This window comes from Sulfitobacter sp. (assembly GCF_041552635.1).
Taxonomy (GTDB): domain Bacteria; phylum Pseudomonadota; class Alphaproteobacteria; order Rhodobacterales; family Rhodobacteraceae; genus Sulfitobacter.
On sequence record NZ_JBFEKM010000073.1, the window covers coordinates 1 to 19588 of the forward strand.

16 protein-coding genes and 2 pseudogenes are annotated in these 19588 nt (G+C 57.2%); 8 read left to right on the forward strand and 10 right to left on the reverse strand.

What is annotated here, in order from left to right:
• Positions 1-187 (reverse strand): annotated as a pseudogene (locus ABYT07_RS10400) (kinase); the annotation flags it as partial.
• Between the two features lie 177 nt (positions 188-364).
• Positions 365-802: a host attachment protein gene (locus tag ABYT07_RS10405; protein ID WP_372991414.1), complete on the reverse strand. Its 438-nt coding sequence runs from the start codon at positions 800-802 to the stop codon at positions 365-367.
• 246 nt (positions 803-1048) lie between these two features.
• Here ABYT07_RS10405 and ABYT07_RS10410 point away from each other — a divergent pair, with 246 nt between their 5' ends.
• The gene (locus ABYT07_RS10410; RefSeq protein ID WP_372991416.1) at positions 1049-1300 is read left to right on the forward strand and encodes a hypothetical protein; all 252 of its coding nucleotides are present in this window, start codon (positions 1049-1051) and stop codon (positions 1298-1300) included.
• 164 nt (positions 1301-1464) lie between these two features.
• Here ABYT07_RS10410 and ABYT07_RS10415 read toward each other — a convergent pair whose 3' ends face one another.
• Both ABYT07_RS10415 and ABYT07_RS10420 read right to left on the reverse strand, forming a co-directional pair.
• Positions 1465-1950 carry an Hsp20/alpha crystallin family protein gene (locus ABYT07_RS10415; RefSeq protein WP_372991418.1) on the reverse strand — a complete coding sequence of 162 codons (486 nt, stop codon included), beginning with the start codon at positions 1948-1950 and terminating at the stop codon, positions 1465-1467.
• A gap of 114 nt (positions 1951-2064) precedes the next feature.
• Positions 2065-2895: a class II glutamine amidotransferase gene (locus ABYT07_RS10420; RefSeq protein ID WP_372991420.1), complete on the reverse strand. Its 831-nt coding sequence runs from the start codon at positions 2893-2895 to the stop codon at positions 2065-2067.
• A 98-nt stretch (positions 2896-2993) separates the two neighbouring features.
• On the opposite strand from ABYT07_RS10420, the gene ABYT07_RS10425 reads away from it, so the two are divergent.
• Together ABYT07_RS10425 and ABYT07_RS10430 are read left to right on the forward strand one after the other, a co-directional pair.
• The gene (locus ABYT07_RS10425) at positions 2994-4421 is read left to right on the forward strand and encodes a hypothetical protein (RefSeq protein ID WP_372991422.1); all 1428 of its coding nucleotides are present in this window, start codon (positions 2994-2996) and stop codon (positions 4419-4421) included.
• A 153-nt stretch (positions 4422-4574) separates the two neighbouring features.
• On the forward strand, positions 4575-5030 hold the full coding sequence (locus ABYT07_RS10430) for a hypothetical protein (protein ID WP_372991424.1): 456 nt from the start codon (positions 4575-4577) through the stop codon (positions 5028-5030).
• 213 nt (positions 5031-5243) lie between these two features.
• On the opposite strand, the gene ABYT07_RS10435 is transcribed toward ABYT07_RS10430, so the two are convergent.
• On the reverse strand, positions 5244-6038 hold the full coding sequence (locus tag ABYT07_RS10435) for a hypothetical protein (RefSeq protein WP_372991426.1): 795 nt from the start codon (positions 6036-6038) through the stop codon (positions 5244-5246).
• A gap of 295 nt (positions 6039-6333) precedes the next feature.
• On the opposite strand from ABYT07_RS10435, the gene ABYT07_RS10440 reads away from it, so the two are divergent.
• The 5 genes from ABYT07_RS10440 to ABYT07_RS10460 all read left to right on the forward strand — a co-directional run bounded on the left by ABYT07_RS10440 (position 6334) and on the right by ABYT07_RS10460 (position 8934).
• On the forward strand, positions 6334-6843 hold the full coding sequence (locus tag ABYT07_RS10440; RefSeq protein WP_372991428.1) for a hypothetical protein: 510 nt from the start codon (positions 6334-6336) through the stop codon (positions 6841-6843).
• A gap of 248 nt (positions 6844-7091) precedes the next feature.
• Entirely contained in the window at positions 7092-7388 is a 297-nt protein-coding gene (locus ABYT07_RS10445; RefSeq protein WP_372991430.1) for a hypothetical protein, read from the forward strand.
• Between the two features lie 24 nt (positions 7389-7412).
• Positions 7413-8039: a MotA/TolQ/ExbB proton channel family protein gene (locus tag ABYT07_RS10450; RefSeq protein ID WP_372991432.1), complete on the forward strand. Its 627-nt coding sequence runs from the start codon at positions 7413-7415 to the stop codon at positions 8037-8039.
• Between the two features lie 15 nt (positions 8040-8054).
• Positions 8055-8528, forward strand: coding sequence for an ExbD/TolR family protein (locus ABYT07_RS10455; RefSeq protein ID WP_372991434.1), 474 nt, complete (start codon positions 8055-8057; stop codon positions 8526-8528).
• Between the two features lies 1 nt (position 8529).
• Entirely contained in the window at positions 8530-8934 is a 405-nt protein-coding gene (locus ABYT07_RS10460) for an ExbD/TolR family protein (RefSeq protein ID WP_372991436.1), read from the forward strand.
• 1436 nt (positions 8935-10370) lie between these two features.
• Here ABYT07_RS10460 and ABYT07_RS10465 read toward each other — a convergent pair.
• The 5 genes and pseudogenes from ABYT07_RS10465 to ABYT07_RS10485 all read right to left on the reverse strand — a co-directional run.
• Positions 10371-12695, reverse strand: a complete 2325-nt coding sequence (locus ABYT07_RS10465) for a serine/threonine-protein kinase (protein ID WP_372991438.1) — start codon at positions 12693-12695, stop codon at positions 10371-10373.
• Complete coding sequence (locus tag ABYT07_RS10470; protein ID WP_372991440.1) at positions 12692-13507, reverse strand: PP2C family serine/threonine-protein phosphatase; 816 nt, start codon at positions 13505-13507, stop codon at positions 12692-12694. Before ABYT07_RS10470 ends, ABYT07_RS10465 begins: the two co-directional genes overlap by 4 nt.
• Positions 13508-13682: 175 nt before the next feature.
• Positions 13683-16955, reverse strand: coding sequence for a type VI secretion system membrane subunit TssM (gene tssM / locus ABYT07_RS10475; RefSeq protein WP_372991442.1), 3273 nt, complete (start codon positions 16953-16955; stop codon positions 13683-13685).
• Positions 16952-18373: a type IVB secretion system protein IcmH/DotU gene (gene icmH, locus ABYT07_RS10480; protein ID WP_372991444.1), complete on the reverse strand. Its 1422-nt coding sequence runs from the start codon at positions 18371-18373 to the stop codon at positions 16952-16954. The genes tssM and icmH overlap by 4 nt, the downstream gene beginning before the upstream one ends.
• A gap of 540 nt (positions 18374-18913) precedes the next feature.
• Positions 18914-19588 (reverse strand): annotated as a pseudogene (locus ABYT07_RS10485) (chromosome partitioning protein ParB); the annotation flags it as partial.

Genomic DNA, 19588 nt, shown 5'->3' on the forward strand with positions numbered 1-19588 from the left:
GCCAGTCGACGATTTCTCCCGCGCCACCAACCGCCAACTGCCCGTCGCTGCGCTTGGTGATCGGGATGACCCCAAGATACACCTGCGGGGCCAAACGACGGTTCAAGTCGGTTTCCATCAGGCTATTATCAAGCCGCGCGCGCAAAAACGTCAAATCTTGCAGATCGTCGCGCACCTGTTTTTTCAACTTAAAAACATGGTCCGTAGTAAGAAACAGCCATGATTTGCTGGTTTCCTGAACCGTCGCAGCATTTGCGAAATTATATTCGCGCTCTAATAAACATTTGATCTGAAGTATGTTTCCGCGTCCCCCGCACATCTCTTTCAGCCTTATCTGTGATCAATGCGCGGCTGACCGCCGGCCCTAAACTGCAAGGACATGATCCAGATGCTCTGGCAGGTCTTCCAAGGGCAGATGCGTCAAATCCTTATCGACCTCGGCGATGACGACCTTTGATACCTTTTCGGAAAGCGCGTCGCGTATTACACCCAGCATATGCGGCCCCGCAGCGACGATAAGCCGTTCGAAATTGCCCTTTTCAAACGATGTTTCCAGGAAATCGCTGACCTCCTTCGCAAAGTCGGCCTGTGCCAGCATCTTGGGGTCCGTCTGCTCGACAGCCGACATCCCCGGTCCGACCCTGCTGTGGACCTCTCCGGCGCGATCCGCGTACATCGTGGGCGGATCAGCTTGCAATGTCTTGCCTCCGGTTGGGGTCAATCCCTTTCCCGGTCCTGCATTGATCAAAAACCGCGCCGTGCCGGAATTTGCGATCACAATCATCGTCTTGGTGGCCTTCATCGTCTTGCTCCCATATCCTTCGATCCAACCTAGGCCTGTCGGAGAATGCACAATTGAGGCAGATCAACGAGGCGGCTTTTTCGGGGCCGGACACAGAGGCCGATACCGGCTGCCGACAGGACAAGTGGCAAACATCTGCCGGGTTTTGACAGATACCCTGCTGTCAATGATTTCGATCAATCGAAAAATCACACCACTTGCGATCCTGACGGCGCTGGAACAATTTTCGTGCTGGGGAGGCCAGGGATGGACCACAAAGGACATGCAAATCTGCAAAAATTGAAAACAGGAAATCCAGTTCCGCGAGACTGGAAAGGACAACGCAACGATGGGTTTTCCCGTGACTTGCGTCGCCACGTTGCCACGCTTGGCCCCAAACCAAGAAAAAGCCTCGCGGCTTTTGTGGATCTGGGTCTGTCAGATGGTGAAATTGCACGCTATTATCAACTGCCTAGAAACTGTATTTCCATGCTGTGCCAAGTCTGGGGCATTCGTTGAAAAGCGACAAGGTTTGGCACCCGTACACGGCGAAGCCTAGCCTCATAGCAACCGCAGTATGGGCCGCGTGGTGGGACCGCATTCAAGACACAGCTGCCCGTCCCACAACTGCGGTATTATCCAAAAAGGGCGGCCCTGCTTAGATCAGCAGAACCGACCTGGTTTTATTTAGCGTGGGCTACTTTGATTTTTTTGGTATTTTCAATTGCCTCTGGCGGTTTGGGAATTGTCACCGTCAGCACACCGTCTTTGACTGCTGCCTGCACTTTGTCGGGGTCAATCATGAAGGGCATCGTCATCACCCGCTGGAACGACCCCGATACACGTTCGATACGGTGGAATTCGCGGCCTTTCTCTTCGCTGCGTTCGTCTTTTTCAGACTTCTTTTCGCCCTTGATGGTAATCCGGTCACCTGTCACGGAAACATCAACATCGGCCTCTGTCAGGCCCGGCAATTCCGCGGTGATGCTAAATTCCTTGTCCGTTTCGCTCACATTCGACCGCACACTGAATTCGTTCCGGCTGCCGAAAAAACCATTGCCGAAATCGTCAAACAGGCTGTCGACTTCATTGCGCAGCGTGACCAGCGGATGTTCTTCGACCTTTCGGTTCTTGTTCCAGCTTGTCGGCAGGTAATCTAGATAAGACATGTTCGTTCTCCTTGTGGTGTGTTGAGATTGGATTCTTTTAGCAACCGCCGCATTGCACAGATTGAGCAAAGTCAAACTGCATGTCCTTTTGCCTGCAACGGACGCGTGTCCGTGTCAGTTGGAAAAGCGGCGCCCAAACGGGGCCATATCCAGACGGTAGTCCTCTCCGACGCGAAACACCGATTTGTTGGGCACTTCGTACCATTCATCGACAAAGGTAACCGGCTCTGATGCGATCTCGATCGCCTGATAGTCGATCTTTGGACTGTGCTGCACATGGGACCGCTGGCAGATCGGACACTGAAAAGCATGGTCGCGAAACAGATAATGAAGCGAGCGATTGTAGCGCGATCCGATCATATGCTCACCATCCGTGAGAATGATATTTAACCCGACGCGCGCCTTGGGGTCGATTTCAGCAGACCACGCCAGAATATTTTCCAACCCATCGCGCACGACAGTCAGTAGGCCGCGTTCGGGATGCACCAGAATCAGGCTAAGCAGGTAGCGAAAGATATGCTCGCTGTCGGTCGTGCCGGCGATCCCGGACCGGTGGAGCGGGTCGATATGGTCCAGCATCTTCATCCGCACTTGGTCGAAATTCGGTACCGTGCCGTTGTGGGCAAAAATCCACTTGCCATGCTCGAACGGGTGCGTGTTTTCAATGCTGGTTCCGCCCACAGTCGCACGCCGTACATGTGCCACAACGGTTTTCGCATAAATCCGCGCGGCGTTTCGCGTAAAGTGCTCTCCGTGAAAGGCCGCCCAGACCTGTTTTTCGATCATAGGGACACCATCAGGATAATCGGCAACGCCCCATCCATGTCCGTGCGCATAACCCTGCAAATCCCCCCGACTTTGCGCCATCAAAGCGTTCTGCGCTTTGACAAGGCCACATTCCACCCTGGTCGGTTCGTTGGCGTGCATCGCGTAAAGACGGCACATTGGTTTTCCCTTTCGCTGATATGCCGATCTTAGCAATCCTCGTCAAAGCGGCCTGACCTAGATCAAACGCTGCGCGTTGACCCGGTCTAATTTGAGATATGATTGACCAGCCTCGCGCCCAACCCATTGACTGTACACTGATCGCGCAAGAATATTTACGCGACGAACCCGCCTTTGCGAGCTCTCTCGGCTTCGGGCCCTTTGTGCAACAAGGCTGCGGCAAAGGCCCGGCCGTCCTGATCGGTGATCAATCCGAAATCAGCTTGCTGGGGTCGTACAGGGTTGCCAAGCTTGATCACCGCATGGCGCTTTTGGCTAGAAACGGGGACACCGTGTTGGTCCGCAATCGTGAGACAGGGTTCGAAACCTATCTTGCCGACTGTCTTGGATTGACGGATGTGACCTTTGTTCAGGTGGATAACGATCCGGTCCGCCCGGTCGCGGAACAAATACGCATGTCCCCTCAGCTGCTTGACGCGCTAGCGCACACCGCTCGCGAAAATGGCGGCCTCACGCTCAAGGCCTATTTGACCACGGGCAACATCTGGAGACTGGCACAGACCATCGGTGAGATGTCAAAGACCTGCATTCACGTCTGTGGCCCGTCACCGCGCGCCACCCTGCGGGCAAATGACAAGCTGTGGTTCACCCAATTGGTCCAGAAAACCATCGGGGTCGACGCAACCCCGCCGACACATTCAGCCTATGGCCCCGCGGCGGTCGCTGATCTGGCACGCACGATCAGCCGCGACGCAGGTCAGGTTATCGTCAAAGTGCCCGATAGCGCAGGATCCGCCGGCAACATCAAGCTTGACGCAGAGCTTTTGAACGGGATGTCAGCCGATGATACAAGACAGTTTCTGCTGGACCGTTTGCACGCCAAAGGCTGGCAGGACAGTTATCCGATCCTTGTCGGGGTCTGGGACGACAATGTCAGCCACAGCCCTTCGGTCCAGATGTGGATCCCGCAAAAAACCGACGGCCCGCCACAGATCAAGGGTATTTTCGAACAACGCGTGCAGGGCGACGCCGGTGCCTTTGTCGGGGCAGCGCGATCGGTATTGCCAGCGTCCGTGCAAGACAGGCTAAGCGCCGAAGCAGGCCGTATCGCGCGCGTTCTTCAGCATCTGGGCTATTTCGGGCTGTGCAGTCTGGACGCCGTGATTTGTGAAACGCCAGCACAACCTGACATGATCCACTGGATCGAATGTAATGGCCGTTGGGGCGGTGTTTCGATCCCGATGCTGGCCGCAGCGCAGCGACTGCCCGATTTGCCGGCCATCGCAATCGTTCAAGAGGTCCTACTGGGGGCTGTATTGACCACGGAACATCTTAGGCGACATCTGGCAGATCTGTTATTTCAGGTAGACCAGAACGAGGGTGGTATTGTCATCATCTCTCCGTGCGAAAGCGCGCGCGACATATCGGTCAATCTGATGGCGATTGCTGACACTCAGGATGCTTCGGATGAAATGTTGGCAATCGCGATGCGGCGGCTGGCCGCCCATCACGACGGTGCCGGATAAATATGCACTGACCGCCGTAGTCCCCCAAAACGCAGCCCTCTTTTGTCTGCTCAGGCTTTGACCGCCAACCGCTTGACCTGCGTCAATTCAAGTTCCCCGAAGTCGTTCACCTTGGTCACCATATCACTAAACCGATTTCAGGGATTCACCGCCGTGCGAAACGTCATCTCACATTCAAAAGTCTCTCAAAATCCGGCCTGCGCCGATGCCTGCTGTGTCGTTCAACTTGAGGTCGCCGATCAAGGCGAGAATGACGGAATAGACATTCGCGTATATGATCCGATCACGCATCAGCTGTGCTTTGAATTTGTCGCCATCGATCCGGACATCTGTCCACTGGTAAGAAAGGGGCCAAAATCCGACGCCGCCTTTGCTGCCTTTTGCCGCTCCTTCAATCATGTCGGGACTTTCACCCGATTTCATATAGTCATTCAATTTCATGACGCCAGTTCAGTGGCCTCAACAGCTGACATCAAAGGCGATGATCGAAACAGCAGAGTATACAGAATGGTCGAAGATATTGCCGACGACCTGCTCACATATCGACCGGGATCACTGATCGAGATCGGAATGCAGGAAATGGGGCACAAAACCACATCGCTGATGTAGAGTTCCTGGCGCTGACCATCAGTATTTTATTTTACATAATATACTTTATGAGAAATCTTCCTGCCCCCGCAAAGTCAAGATACCTCACTTCCTGCATCGCAAATCGCATTGAAGGATTTCATCAAGAACAACGCCGTGTTGGTAAACAACGCGCCAGGGACAGTTTGACCGGTCCGCTAAAGTGACAACACCCGTACGCAACGAACCCCGAGCTTACCGGAACACGCCCGTTGCGCCAATCGACATTTTAGGCTTGGCCGAGGGGGCTGCTTTCTTGGCGGCCGGTGCGCGGTTTGTTGTCGTTGTTTGCCGCGTCGTCCTATTGCTTTTCGGTGCCGATGATGTCGCCCTTGGTGCGGCAACGGCTGCCGCCGGTGTCGGGCATGCCACGTCACCGTTCAGAATAATCGCCCGAAACAGACTGTTCGTCGGGGATGGGTCATCCCATTGCACGGACGCCAGTTGGCTGAAATATTCATCCACAGACCCGCGCGACCCACGGCCCCAAGCACCATCAACACCCGAACGATAGCAATTCATGCGCTTCAATTCGGTCTGTAGAATGCTGTTCAACGCACCGGGATCGGGATCAATATGACCTTCTTCCACAAGACGCCGGAAAAGATCCGGATTTTCTGCGCGCAACGCCTCGCGGGCAACCAGATCATCCAGTGCGAATGTAATCTGATTGACTGTGGCGGGCAAAAGCCGCTCGACGCCGAATTCTTCTTCCTGACCCGGCGCGATCATACCCAGAATAATAGAAGGCTTTGGCAGCGTTCCCGTTTGCCGCACCGCCACGCGTGTGATCGTTGCAGATTCAATCAGCGCACTGTTGAAAACCGGTGCCTGACCCCCGACCGGCATCGCCGCAAGGATCAGCTGATCGCCGTCACCGGCAAGTTCAATTCCAATCGGCTGGATATCAAGCCCCTGCGCAGACGCCCCTATCGGGCCCAAAAGGCCAAAGGTCAGTCCGAACAAGAGGTTTTTGCGAAACCCGCTCATGAAATATCGCTCCAGTAAATACATCCGGCTGACGAAACTGTAGCCGCTGGAACAGACACGCCGCAAGCAATTCATCTTCAACAATGGCAGCGTAATGCCCGGATTACTAAAATTTCTTTTATATCAAAGCGGTTAAGACCCACCATATCTAGCAAACCTAACCGAAACCGGCACTAGATAGCTATCTGCGTTGCTGAAAATCTACATAATATGACAGTTTTTTGCTTGTTAAGGTGAAATTGACCAAACTTCGTGCTATATGTAATGCAAGCATAGGCAACAATGGTTGATTCTGATGAAAAATACATTTGCACTCTCGCTGGCACTAATCGCTATTTCTGGCGGTGCAGGCTTTGGTCTATCGGCGTTTCACGACTTTTCCACGTCGGTTCAGACCGTTTCGCTTGAAGCCCCTGAAATCATCAACGATGGATCATCCGGATTCGTCATTCCGCAGCATGTGCCCGCGTCAAGCGCGTTGATGTCAACATCGGCCCTTTCAGCACCAGCGCTTCCTGCTTTGTTTGAAAAACCGGAACTGACATCCAAAACACTTCCGGCTGACCAGTCCCCTACTCTGGCTGCCCTCACTGGGCCGGAAGTTTCGGTTGAAACAATCGCACCTTTGGCCGCCCCCAGAAAAAGCTTTGCGCAGCAGACACCCGCGCCAAAGTTCATTCGCCAAACCGCGCCACAGGTATCTAGCACGTTCGCTGGCTCCAAGACCGGTGCCCAAGCATTCAACGGCTATGACGATTACGTCCCTAAGAATGCGCCCAAATACGTGGTTGGCGTCTACCGTTAACGGAATGCTCTGGCGCAGGCGCGCCGGGGCTTTTATTTAATTCACAGTTGACAGCCCCAAGACCAATGCCGCTAATGTACAGATAAATTTAACACGTACATTTGAGAGAGTGCATGGGGAAATTCATAACAACTGCAGCCGCTACACTTTATTTTTCAGCTTCGATCGCGTTCGCACAAAATGCCGAACCAAGTATTTCATTAGAATTGAACCGTACCATACAATCCTCCGAGGGAGTATGTCAGGTTGTGTTCTTCGGTGAAAACGGCCTTGATCAAGACTTCGAAGAAGTGACTTGGCGGCTCGCTGTTTTCGGCTCGGACGGGGTATTTCGCAACCTTCTCGCTTTGCCATTGGGTTCGCTAAGCGCTGGCAAGCGGCGCGTGGTCCAATACAACCTTCCCTCAAATTGCGCAGAGCTGTCAGAGATCATCGTGAATGACGTGGCCAGCTGTGTAATCGCTGGTGGTGACGCTGACGAGAGTGATGTATGCCTGTCCAAGTTGATTGTGACATCGCGCACCGATATCGCTTTTGGCCTGTAATCCAAGCTCACAACAGGAAACGTCATGACCATTTTTGACCTCGCTACCTTAACTGTCTACGGGCTTCTTGGAATCCTATCGCTTGTCGCGTTGGGCATCGGGCTGTACAAAACCGGCCAATTCGCACGCATGGGTGTCGGCAAACGCAATCAGGCCGAAAAGATACTGGACGATTGGTTGAATGGTCGCGTGGACGATGCAATCAACGAGGCAGGCAAACGTAAATCCGTCTTGTCCCGCATTTTGCAGGCTGTATTTTCCGGCATTCAAGCCCGCCCGACTGACGTCAGCTATGCCGAAGAACTTAGCCGCCAGACCGCGATGATCGAACTTGCCACCATGAGCGAACGCATGCGCGCCTTGGACATGGTCGTGCAAGCGGCACCGATGCTTGGTCTGCTTGGCACGGTTGTCGGTATGATTGATGCGTTTTCGGTGCTGGCTGTGACCGAGGGTGCCGTTGATCCAACGACCCTCGCGGGCGGTATTTACGTTGCTCTGACCACGACTGCTGCGGGTCTTGTGCTCGCGTTGTTTGCCTTCTTTCTTGCCACATGGCTTGAAGGGCGGATTGACCGCGAACGCAACATGATCGAAGCCCTGATGTCCGCCGCAATCCACGGGCGGGTTGATCCGAACGCGGCGAAATAATCGGGGCCGCGGCGCATGGCCTCTAAAAAAGTTCCTCTGCCAGAACGGAAACGCAGCTACAGATTTGTCCTGACGCCTTTGGCCGATGCGATGTTTCAGCTGCTAATCTTTTTCATGCTGTCGACCAGCCTAACACCCTATTCATTGATCACCTTGAAAACGGCGTCCGGCCCCGCGCCGGATGCCAATGCCCAAGAACCCGCAGGTGCGGGTATTGACGAATCCAAACCGGCCCCCCCACCCAGTGGTTCAGAGGCCAAGGATGTCACGCTTTGGACCATCAGCAACGGGTCGGTGCGCACCGCTGGACAGGATTATGACATCAGCCAACTGGGGTCCCTTGCTGACGCCATCGGCAGTCAGGACACTCCCGGCCTAGTCGTCTTGATCATCGGCGATACCGCACGCGTCCAAGACGTCGCCCAAGCGTTGGAATCCCTTGAAGGGGCCAATGTGGCTGGCGTCCAAATCACCCGCGAAGGGGCCTGATATGCAATCGCGCCTGCCTCAACGTCGCAAGGGTGCCCAATTCGACAGTTCGCTGGCGATCATCAACATCGTGCTTTTGTTGATCTTTTTCTTCATCACCACCGGTTCACTGATGAGCTCTCGAACCGTCGAGGTAAGCTTGCCGGAAACGACACGCCTGCCGCTTGATCTGTTGCCCGAACCCTTGCTGATCATTCAGGCCGACGGCGCAATGCTGCTGGACGGCCAAGTCGTCGAGAAAGGGGCGTTGGCCGCAGCCTTGATCGACAGTCCCACGGTGCATGTGCTGACCGACAGGGAAATGACGGCTGGCACCCTTTTGACAATCCTCGATGAGGAAGCGCTGATCGCCGTCGAAGTACAGCTCGTTACCCTCCACCTCAAAGCGGGGAGCGACGAGGAATGAGCTTTCTACCGCATGCCAACACGAGGGGCCTGACATGGTACGGCTCGATGACCGCTTCGGCGGCCACCCATGCTGCGGTCGTTGCTTTCTTTGCGTTTTCAGGGGCTGTCGCGTTTCTGCCGGACCCTACAGAAACCGAAAGATCAGAACCTGAATTCGCCGTTAGTTTGGAAATTCTGGATGCAGAGATTGTGGGCGAAGCCGACGTCATTGACGAAAGCATGATCATCCCGCCCGACGCAATCCCGTTGGAACCTGATGGCCAGACCGAAGCAGGATTGCCCGATAGCCTGACGGCATTAGAGCCCGATCAGGAAACGCTGGCACCAGACGACACCGCTCTTGCCCCCCAAGATGACGTCAGCCAACCCGACGCGCTGGCACTGACCGAACCAGAGATTACAGAGCCGGAAGTCATCGAACCCGAAGCTGCGGAGCCTGAGCCGGTAGTCCCCGAGGTCGTGGAACAGCAGCCCGTTGAACCCGAACCTGCTCAACAAGAGTTGGCGGCCTTGCAGCCCGAAGCAACGGTGATCGAGGAAACGCTGGCACCAGAGCCAGCCCCCCTGCCCCTGCCTGTGCTGGCCGAACCTGAACCCGAAACGCCTTCGCCGCTGGCGATCGAAGGGATCAGCCCGATTGACGACACTGTTTTGAACCCCTTGGCCGAAAGCCGTGGGGGCCTTTTGGCCGAAACCGGACTGGATGACGGCACCCTGACGCTGACCCCCGAAGTCGTCGCGGAGCCTGATGTTCTTGCGCTTTTGACCCCTGAACCAACACCGGAAATTCCGCTGGACACGCCTGACATTGGCGGGCCGGAACCCGTCGTGCTGCCCGAACCTGAAGCCCCCGCGCCAGAAGTCACAGAACCGGATGTATCCGAGCCCGACGTAACCGAACCTGAGGTCACCGATACCGAAGGTGACGATACGCCGGCAGCCCCCCCTGCCCCGGCACCGCGCGCGCTGCCCAATCCGACGGCATCAGATATCGCCATTGGTCAGTTGTTGCGCCGCATCCGCGCCCTGCCGCAAACCCAATGCACCCTGATCCTGCCCCGTCGCGCCAGTGGCAATCCGGGTGCTGGCATTTCCTTGGTCGGAACGGATCTGGACGTTCTGGATGATCTGGCCGAACGCATCACAGCCGGTCTAGGATTTACCCCCGTTCAGACCCGCGAAGAAATTGACCCCCGCCAATGCGCCACCCTCGATATCTTGCGCCAAGCCGAAAGCTATCCCGCCAGCCGCATCGGCCTGGCCCTTGAAAGCACGTCGCTTGTAAGTGGTGACACGCTGAACGGCCGCGTTATTGGCGCGGGTGGCCTGTTTGTTACGCTGCTGCTGATTGATGACAATGGCGTCGTTCAGGACATGACACCCTTTGTCCGCCTTGAAAACGACGTGCCCGTATTTGCAGCCCCCGTCGCCCGGTCAGGTGCGATCCGCGCCACACGGCAAATCCTGCTGGCTTTGGGGACACAAGGCGCACCTCTTGATCTTGAGGCACGGCTTGGCAATGTCGCACAGACCGTATTCGCCCCGATTCCGGGCGACACGCTTCGGAATATGGTGTTCGGCTTGGCGACCTTTGACGTCCGTTAAATGCGGGGGAATTAGCGCTTTGAACGACGGAAAAAACCGCGCCTGATAGGGCGCGGTTTTTCTTTTGCGGGTCAATTCAAGGAAAGCGATATCCGCAGCGCCCTGCCCGTCTGTGGCAAGTTCACGGGTCATCAGCGGCAAGATGTCGGATGCCTGCGTGCCATCACGCATGGCCCCGGCCCGCACCAACGGGCTGTCTGATGCCGTGGCCACCAAAATATAGATCCCCGGTGCCGCCGATGGCAACCGGAACGCGAAACGCCGCTCGTCTCCGATGGCGTCATCAAACTGCCGCATCAGGGAAAAAACTTGCCCGTTTGGATCAACTAACGCCAGCCAGTTCTGCCGTCCCGTGCTGCCATGCAGCGTGCCTTGCACACCTTCGGACCGCGAAAGCGTGCTTTGCGTCAGGGACAGTTCAACCCCGCCCCCCTTGGTACCCTGAAGCGTTCGTGCAAAGTCGAGAGCAGCACATTGCGGCGCAGTCACGCTGCGCGGCACAACATCGGGCGTACTGCCAAACGCGGCCCCGAAGGCATCGCCGATCCCCTGCAACGGTGTTAGGTTCTGGGCAAATCCTTCGATCAGCCCGGCCGTATCACCATGGGATCGGCGCGCGGCATAAGCACATTCCTGAGGGACAGTTTCCGCCAGAAACGTCGCGCGACTGCCGACTGCACGCTCAAGGCCCTCTGCGACAGGGTCGGACACTGTGCTGCCGCCATCATCGCCGCCGTTCACCATGAAATCGCCTGCGAAAAATACTGCCGCACCGCCAACGGCTGCCAGCCCCGCCGCAACCATCGTCGCAACAAGGCCACGGCTGGTCTTTTGTTCGGGGATTTGCAGCGGCGTCGGGCCCATGGTGCGGGGTGCGCTGGTCTGACCGCCGGTGCTGGTTGACGCGAACGGAACCGCCTGCAAACCCGGCACCGACCTGTCCTGCGCTGTCCCCATCATCGGCATTGTCAAACGCGAGCGGGTTGTCATCCCCTCGCCATCCATCATCGCGCGCAGTTCATCCTTGACGGCCGCCATGCCGGGCATGCGCTGCGCGGGATCAGGCTGCAACATCGAATGCAGCATCGGCTGGAATTCCTCAGGCACCATGCTGATGTCCGGCACGCCCATGCGCAGCTGCACCGCTTCGGCAAAGTTGCCGCCCATGTTATAGGGCTTGCCCATTAACATCGCGATCATCAGCAGGCCCAGCGAATACACGTCGCTCGGCCCCTCCGCTTGCCCGCCGAATGACCCCAACTGTTCAGGCGAAACATATTTCAGCTTGCCAGCAAATTCGTTGCCGATGGTGACATCTTTCACGGTCGAGGACCGCGAGATCCCGAAATCAATCAGCACCGCTTTGCCGATATCACCGTCTTGCAGCATCACGTTATCGGGCGACAAATCGCGGTGGACAACACCGATGCTGTGGGCACGTTCAAGACCGTCCGCCAACCGCATGGTCAGTTTGATAACGTCGCTCTGTTTAAGGGGGCCACCGTCTTTCAGCGTGTCCGAAAGTTTGGTGCCTTGAATAAAACCCATGACCAAGGCGTGGAAACTAAGGTTCTCATCCGGTGGAACATAGGCAAAATAGCGCACGATGGCATCGTGGTGCAGCTGGCGCAAAACGCGCGCTTCGCGGCGGAACATGTCTGCAACTTTGGTGTCTTCGGCCATCTCGGGCAGAATGACCTTGATCGCGACGGATTCACCGGTGCCGATCTCTTCGCCGCGAAACACACGGCCCATGCCGCCCTGGTCCAGGCTTTCTTCGACGCGGTACATGTTATTGATGACCATCCCCGGTTCAAGCGAGGTGATCGGGGAATGCGCCGGAGCGGAAACCGCCGGACCTACCGAAGCGGTCTGCGTCACTGGGGCTGCGCTGGTTTGCGGTGCGGCAACGGGTTCAACCGGAACGGCCTGCACTTCGCTTAGGTCCATCTCCTCGACAGATGGCCCGGTTTCTTCGGCGGCCTCGGGTGCGTTTGCGCGTGGGGTATCGCGCACAACGATCGTGCGGTCTTCGTCCTCCTCAGGGATGGCGGGCGCAACGGCAGCAGGCTGAGGGCTGAACAGGATTGTTTTGTCGTCGTCGTCTGCACCGGTATCCGGTGTCTTGTCAGACGTCTTTTTATCGTCGCTCATTGCAATCCTCTAAGCTCGGGATAATCGCCGTCGACGGCAAATCCCGGTAAATCCAGCTCTTGGCAGCGGACCATGACAACAGAAACATTGTCTTTCCCCCCCCGCGCCAGCGCGGTGCCTACCAAATGGGCGCACATCCCCTCAAGCGGGAAATCCACACCTTCGTATAATACATCTGCCAATTCGGAGTCGTCAAAATATTCAGTCAAACCATCGGAACACAAAAGAAAAACGTCCCCATCAGCCAGCTTCCCTTCGACCATGTCACATTCAGGCAGGTCCGTCACGCCAATCGCGCGGGTAATCACATTTTTGCGTGGCCAAGCCTCTGCCTGTTCGGGTGTGATGGATCCCGCATCCAAAAGCGCCTGCACTTCTGTGTGGTCACGGGTGACGCGGGTCAACTTGCGCCCCCGCATCCGGTAGATGCGACTGTCACCGGACCAGATACAGGCGAAATGATCCTGCTGGATCAACAGCCCCACGACAGTGGCCCCGATCGTCTGTTGACCAATTTCGGCAGCATGGGCGTGAATCCGTGTATTTGCCTTTGTCAGCCGGTCCATAAACCGTGCCCGCAAGTCCATAGCACCCGTTGGTAAACCGATGGTTTCCATCTGGGCGACGATTGTCTGGCTCGCGAAATCGCCTGCGGTGTGACCGCCCATGCCATCCGCAACCACCCACAAACCGGATTCAGGCAATGCCAACAAACTGTCTTCGTTCAGTTTTCGCACGCGACCAACATCCGTGCGCGTACTGGTTTCAAAGGCCATCATGCCATCGACGGAAGCCACCATTTTCGCATTCATTTCAGCTGGCCCTCCTCAAGGCATTTGGTCCATCACCTGACGCAGCCCGCACCGCCGCCAAAGCGGCCTGACATCGGCTGGTGCCACTTTGCCATCGAAAGGGGCAGCGCGATACCCTCAATCCGCGCGCCACCGCCTTGCGTTCAACTGTCACGTCAAAGCCCCCTGCCCTGCGTCATTCCAAACGGTCCGGACAATTAAAGTCTTGCCAGATCGGATCAAGGAACGGCATCTGCGTGCCGCCTTCGACTTCAAGAGAAACCCGGAATGCGTGCCAGCCGGCACGGTGGGTCATATCCACCTTGGCCCCTTCGGTCTGCACATCCCCGCCGCGTCTGATCATGTCGATCACGGCCCATGGCCCGGCTTCAACCGCCAGTGTGCCAGCGTCTTCGAGGCTGTCATTTACCGTCCAGACCATGCCATTGACGTCGCCGGGCCAGTTGATCGCAATGCCCGGTCCGCCCGAGACGAGCCGTTGCGGACCATTGCCCAGATCGACATCGACCGACACGACATCCTTGGTGACACCGCCCAAACGCAGTTTCAGCGCCACGTTGGGCTGATCTGAATCAGCCCCGAAAAACGCGGTACGCAGGGACTTTATTCGGGCATATTCGGCCCGCACAGCCTCGGATATCGGCAAAACGATCCCGCCTTGTCCGGCATAGGTCTGCCAGAAACGGTCAGCCTGACCGCCATAACCAAAGAAGGCGGTAAAATCATCCACCGCCAACGGTTCCGATGGGGGGCCATCAAACGGATAAAACCGGGTGATCGTTTCGCGGCAAACGTCGGTAACGTCGCGGGTCATCGCCACCTCTGCGCCGTTCAACCCCGCATAGCCCGCCATGCGCCCGACCAGTTGGGGCATTGCCGCGACGCGGGTGGCGACCTCTTGCATCTTGCCGGGATCGCGAGACAGGGCGGTCAGATCAGCCACCACTAAATCGACCGGACGCGTCCCCGCAGCCCCCTGCGCCATCCCAAGCCACGGTTTGAAACCGTGCTCTACCTCTTCGGCGCGGCGGCGCAGATCAATCGAAGTCAACTGCGGCCAAAGTTTCCGAACCTCATTCAGCTCTTCGGAATTTTTGCCGGTGTCTGGATCAGGATCAAGAAAGCGCGCAAGCTGTACCTGTGATGCGATCACATCCACCAGCGGGGCAAGCACCAAAACATCGCTATTGCCTGCAACAAGGCCCAACATCCCGAACCATGCCGCACGAAATTCCTGCGCGTACAGCTGATGCACATCTTGCAACAGATCGATACGCTCGGACGCTTTGGTATCGACTTGGGCCAAAACCCACGCCTCGGCGTCAACCGTCGTTAGTGCGTTGGCCAGCGCTTTTTGAAAGGTGGTCCAATAGCCGTCAAAGGTAAAAAGGCTGGGAACCACAAGCGTTTCGGGTCCCCGCCCGTCCGTCAGGCGCATCCTTTCCGGTGCCGTCCAAACATCCATCAAGCGCCATTGTGGCAGCACTGCCGCCTCGCTGCGGACAACGGTCATGACCTGAACAGCAAGTGGCAGATCGCCCAGTTCCTTGCGGGCACGGTCAACCAACGTCTTGTTTGGCTTGATCGGGGGCGTCACCCGGTCGTCCAATGCCAGCATCGCTGACAAATGCGCATTGATCGCGCGGTAATCCCTGTCCGATCCCGACACCTGATATTCTTCGATCCAAGCTTGGGCGAAATAACTTTGGATCGCCAAATCATCGTCGCGGCCATTTTGTTCCTTGGCCAGCAAGATATAGACCTTGAGAGCACGATAGGCCTCGGCCTGATCTTGATTGATCAAGGCGTCGGCCAAGCGCCGTTCCGCCAGCAACATCATGCGCGGCCGCAACAATCGCTCAAGACTGTCGGAATATGCCTCGACTGCGGCACCGCGCAACGTCTCGCGCCGCGACAGCCCGAATTGCTCAAGCGCGGTCTGGGGCCTTGGGTCGGCATAGCCCGCCGGAATGGCGCGGACCGCAGCAAGTGCGGGCAGCAGCGGACGCGTGGCTGCGTTTTCAATATAGCGATTGTTCAGCAGCAATTCGGCGCGCTGCGCATAGGCTTGGGTCTGCGCATTCGCCTCGCGGACAAGGGACGCGTTGTTCCAAAAGCTATAGCCGAAAGCCGCCGCAGCCGCGATACAGGTCGCCGCGATAACGGCCTTGGCGGTCCCCCGCAAAATGATGCGGCGCACCATGCGTCTGCGGTCATAGCCCACCCAGTCACGTTCGGCGAAAATGACCTTTTTCAACAGATCATGCAAAAAGAAGCTGCGCCCGCGGCCGGACATGAACGACGGTTGCATGCCCCCCGAACGATTGGCCGCAATCGACCCCAGTACCTGATCGATCGGGGTGCCCTCTTGGGTGCCCGAGGTGAAATAGAACCCGCGCAAGATCGCCTTGCTTTGTGCGGCACCTTCAAACACACCGCGCAGAAAGCCCGAGATCCTGGGTTCAAGCATCCCCATCTGGTTGGGAAATCCGAAAATCGCGATCCGGGTGGCGCTATCCAGCTCTTCGGCCATGCGGTCGCTGACCTCGTCCGACAGACGGGTCATCAGCTGGGCATATTCCTGCGGAACCGTCTGCCACGTCACTTCCTTGCGGCTGCGGGTCTGGAACGTAACGCCCCAGACACCCCGACGACGGACCTCATCAAAGCCGCCAAAATACTGACGGAATCCGGCAATGATATCCGCCTTGGTAAAGATCACATAAACGGGCACATGGGTGCGCAAGGTCTCGTGAACTTCGGCAAGCCGCGCACGAATGGTTTCCGCATGGGCGTTCAGCTCGGCCTCGCTTGCTGTCATCAGATCGGTGCAGGAAAACGCCAGAATGATGCCGTTGACCGGCTGGTCTGATCGCGCCGCTTTCAACTGCCCAAGAAAGGACCCCCAACTGGCGCGATCCGCCTGCGCGTCGCTGTCTTGGGTTGTATAGCGCCCTGCGGTGTCGACCAGAACGGCGTCCCGTGCAAACCAAAAGTCACAGTTGCGCGTGCCGCCGAACCCGGCAACCGCCTGCGGATCAGTGCCGGGGAAATCCAGACCGGAATGCACCAGCGCGGTTGTCTTGCCGGCACCCGGCGGTCCGATCAGAACATACCACGGCAAATCATACAGCGCCGTCGCTCCGCCGGATTTCTTTAGCTGTGCCACCGCGTCTTGCATCCGTTCCGCCAGCACTTCGCCATCGCCAAGCTGTGTGTCGACAAGGCTTTTCTCAAGCGATTGGGCAGCCCGTTTGCGGACCCTCCAACGCAGCAGGCTGACCAAAAGCAACCCCAACAAGATCGCGCCAATCAACGCGGCCCGCACATCCGCCGAGGCAAGGATATCGACACCCAAAATCGGCAGACCGAACCAGATGGCTGCGCAAAGCAGTGCAGTCCCAAGGATATACACAAAGCTGGAAAATACGCTGGTCAATCCCCTCACAACCGCTGCTCCTTACGCAAGAGGATATCGACGCGACGGTTCTGCGACCGTGCTTCGGGCGTGTCGGCGCGCACCAAAGGTTTCGCAGCACCGGCACCCGCAACGGTCATGCGACCGGGGTCGGACATATATTGCGCAAGCACATCCCGCACGGCGGCGGCACGGGCAGCGGACAGGTCTTCGTTGGTCTTGTAACGCCCTCGACCGCTGAGCGGGATATTATCGCTGTGGCCCTCGACAATGATCGAGCCCGGTTCTTTTTCCAGCACCGCAGCAATGCGCGCGATGATCGGGCTTTCGTCGGCAAGTATGGCCGCCCCTGCCCCGAATTGTAGCGCCTCGCCAAGACGCACCGCGATGAAATCACCCTCTTCGCTGACCGTGGTCAGACCGGCTGCAATCTCGGCCTCCAGTTGATTGCGCACCCGGTCGGTCTGCCCTGTTTTCGGGGCCTCGTACACGACGACCTGAGGTTCGACAGGCGCATCGGGAAGGGTGATCCGTTCAATCGCGATGGGGTCGGTCGGATCATGCAGGTCGATGATCGCAGATTGCGCGGCTTGTGCTTCTTGGGTCAGGGTCCACGCCAAAACAGCGTACAGCATAACAACCATCGCAGCCCCGATCCCGGCGATGATCCACAGCGGAAGGCGATGATGCCGCCGTGTACCGTTCAAAACGACGGGGGCCCATTGATGCGACATTTCCGGAAAGGCCCGCGGCAGCACGCTGCGAAACCGGTGGTATAAATCTGTCCGCAAGCTGACCAACGCGACCTGCCCGTCGCGGGCGGTGCGATACTGCCCTTCAAAGCCCAAGCCAAGGCAGACGAACATCAGCTCAAGGATGATCGCATGCTGGGCCGGATTGCCGGACATGCGGTGCAAACGGATAAAGAACCCCACGCTGGGGTTCGGGTCCGCAAAGAAATGCGCCGTCAGACTGTGGCGCTTCCAATAGACCTGATTTGCCCCCGGCAGATTTTGCGCAATGTCATCGCAGGTAGCAGCAAGGGCATAGCGGGCATCGTTGATGTCCGCGTCCGACAATCCCGCATTGCGCGCATCGGTTTCAAACTGCGTTAGGGCGGCATGCAGATGCCTTTGCAGCTTCGGGGCATCCATTTCGACCAGCCCGGTGCGCAGCAGACCCAACAGCTCTAGCACGCCACTGGCTGCGGCGATGGCGGGATTTCTGGATTTTCCAGCGCTGCGTCCTTGGGTTTCAAGCGCGGCTGAAAGGGATATCTTCTTGATGACCGGCTGGCCGGGTTGAACGGGGCGAGGCCCTACGATTGTGCGTTCATCATCATCGACCGGCGCGCGGGTTCTGGAGGTCGGGCGCGGTCGTGCGGGACTAGAACCTTGGGCCGCCGCCCCCTGCCTTGCGACCGTGGGGTCATCTTTGTCACCGGTCATGTCAACAGCCCATAGCGTTGCACTGGATGCAAGCAAAGCACCGGCCTTTTATCTGGGCACGCCAACATTGTCTGTCTCTCACCTTTATTCGGTTTTTACACCCCGCTTACAGATTTAGAAATGCGCTTCGGGGTCACCATTTTCTGCTCTTGAGGGCCACCTTGGGGGTTTGCTCTGTTTCCGTCAAGTTGCGCCATCGCCAAGCCCCAATTTTTATTGGCAAAACAGGGCTGCGTCGGACGGCTTTCAGTGGGAAAGTTGGCAGATAGCGCTTCGGGCGGCACCGCTTGGATGAAAACGGGCTAATCAGAAGTATTATTAAATTAAATCAATGACTTGATTGTTAAACGCGGCCAGATCGGGGTAAATTTAGCCGGTCAAGCCGTCTGGCGCTTTGAGTACCCGAGAGGTTACGTCTTCAAGCGCCCCTTACTGCCGAGCACGCCATCGCCTGGCCCTTGGAAAGGACGAAAGGGACCCGAACAGGCGGTTACCCATGGGTAACACCCGACACCGGGTTACCCATGGGTAACCATCAGGTTACCGAATGCGCGGGCCGCCGTTCAGCACTTCTTCAAAGGCGCGCACCGCGTCTTCAAGCTGTTTCTTTGGCATGGTGGCAAAGTCATATTCGCTAACCAAACGACACTCGCCCTGACGGGCCGTGACCTTTGTCTTGCCCACGAAAAACTCGAACTTCTGCTTTGGCTCGGATTTTGCCGCCGGTGCCTTGCTCTGTTTTTGAGATACATCAATGAACGACTTCAACGCCTCGTTCTGACCTTCTGCCGTGTGACATGCCTCAAGCTTGGCACGCAGGTCTTGCGCCTGCTCTGGCGCGCGCAAGGCACGCGCAACATCAACGCCCAGATTACGTGGAATCGCTTTGGGAAAGGCAAGACTGTCGCCAAGGGCGCTCAGCAAAAACACGAAGCTTTTGATATAGGAACGCTTGGTCTTGTGCAGCGCACCGTACAACCGGCTGACCAGTTCTGCCGGATCTATTTCGTCGACGCTTTCATCCTGCGCAGCCGTGATCGCCACCTGCGCCATCTCGGCAAAAGTCAGATCCTCGCGGACAACGTTTTCTTCGACCATATCGACATAGCGTGACATGCGGTCGTCGCTGCCTGCCTCGATGCGCGCTGTGATCGCGCCAAAGCGGTCATCTTTCGTCTCGTTGAAAAGCTGCGAAAGCGCGGTGAACCGGCGCCA

Bases quoted from the DNA above. Each gene is read 5' to 3' on its own strand.
- ABYT07_RS10450 (WP_372991432.1), top strand. From the start codon at position 7,413: ATGACCATTTTTGACCTCGCTACCTTAACTGTCTACGGGCTTCTTGGA.
- ABYT07_RS10455 (WP_372991434.1), top strand. From the start codon at position 8,055: ATGGCCTCTAAAAAAGTTCCTCTGCCAGAACGGAAACGCAGCTACAGA.
- ABYT07_RS10460 (WP_372991436.1), top strand. From the start codon at position 8,530: ATGCAATCGCGCCTGCCTCAACGTCGCAAGGGTGCCCAATTCGACAGT.
- ABYT07_RS10470 (WP_372991440.1), bottom strand. From the start codon at position 13,507: ATGAATGCGAAAATGGTGGCTTCCGTCGATGGCATGATGGCCTTTGAA.
- ABYT07_RS10420 (WP_372991420.1), bottom strand. From the start codon at position 2,895: ATGTGCCGTCTTTACGCGATGCACGCCAACGAACCGACCAGGGTGGAA.
- ABYT07_RS10425 (WP_372991422.1), top strand. From the start codon at position 2,994: ATGATTGACCAGCCTCGCGCCCAACCCATTGACTGTACACTGATCGCG.
- ABYT07_RS10435 (WP_372991426.1), bottom strand. From the start codon at position 6,038: ATGAGCGGGTTTCGCAAAAACCTCTTGTTCGGACTGACCTTTGGCCTT.
- icmH (WP_372991444.1), bottom strand. From the start codon at position 18,373: ATGACCGGTGACAAAGATGACCCCACGGTCGCAAGGCAGGGGGCGGCG.
- ABYT07_RS10410 (WP_372991416.1), top strand. From the start codon at position 1,049: ATGGACCACAAAGGACATGCAAATCTGCAAAAATTGAAAACAGGAAAT.
- ABYT07_RS10415 (WP_372991418.1), bottom strand. From the start codon at position 1,950: ATGTCTTATCTAGATTACCTGCCGACAAGCTGGAACAAGAACCGAAAG.
- ABYT07_RS10465 (WP_372991438.1), bottom strand. From the start codon at position 12,695: ATGAGCGACGATAAAAAGACGTCTGACAAGACACCGGATACCGGTGCA.
- ABYT07_RS10405 (WP_372991414.1), bottom strand. From the start codon at position 802: ATGAAGGCCACCAAGACGATGATTGTGATCGCAAATTCCGGCACGGCG.
- ABYT07_RS10440 (WP_372991428.1), top strand. From the start codon at position 6,334: ATGAAAAATACATTTGCACTCTCGCTGGCACTAATCGCTATTTCTGGC.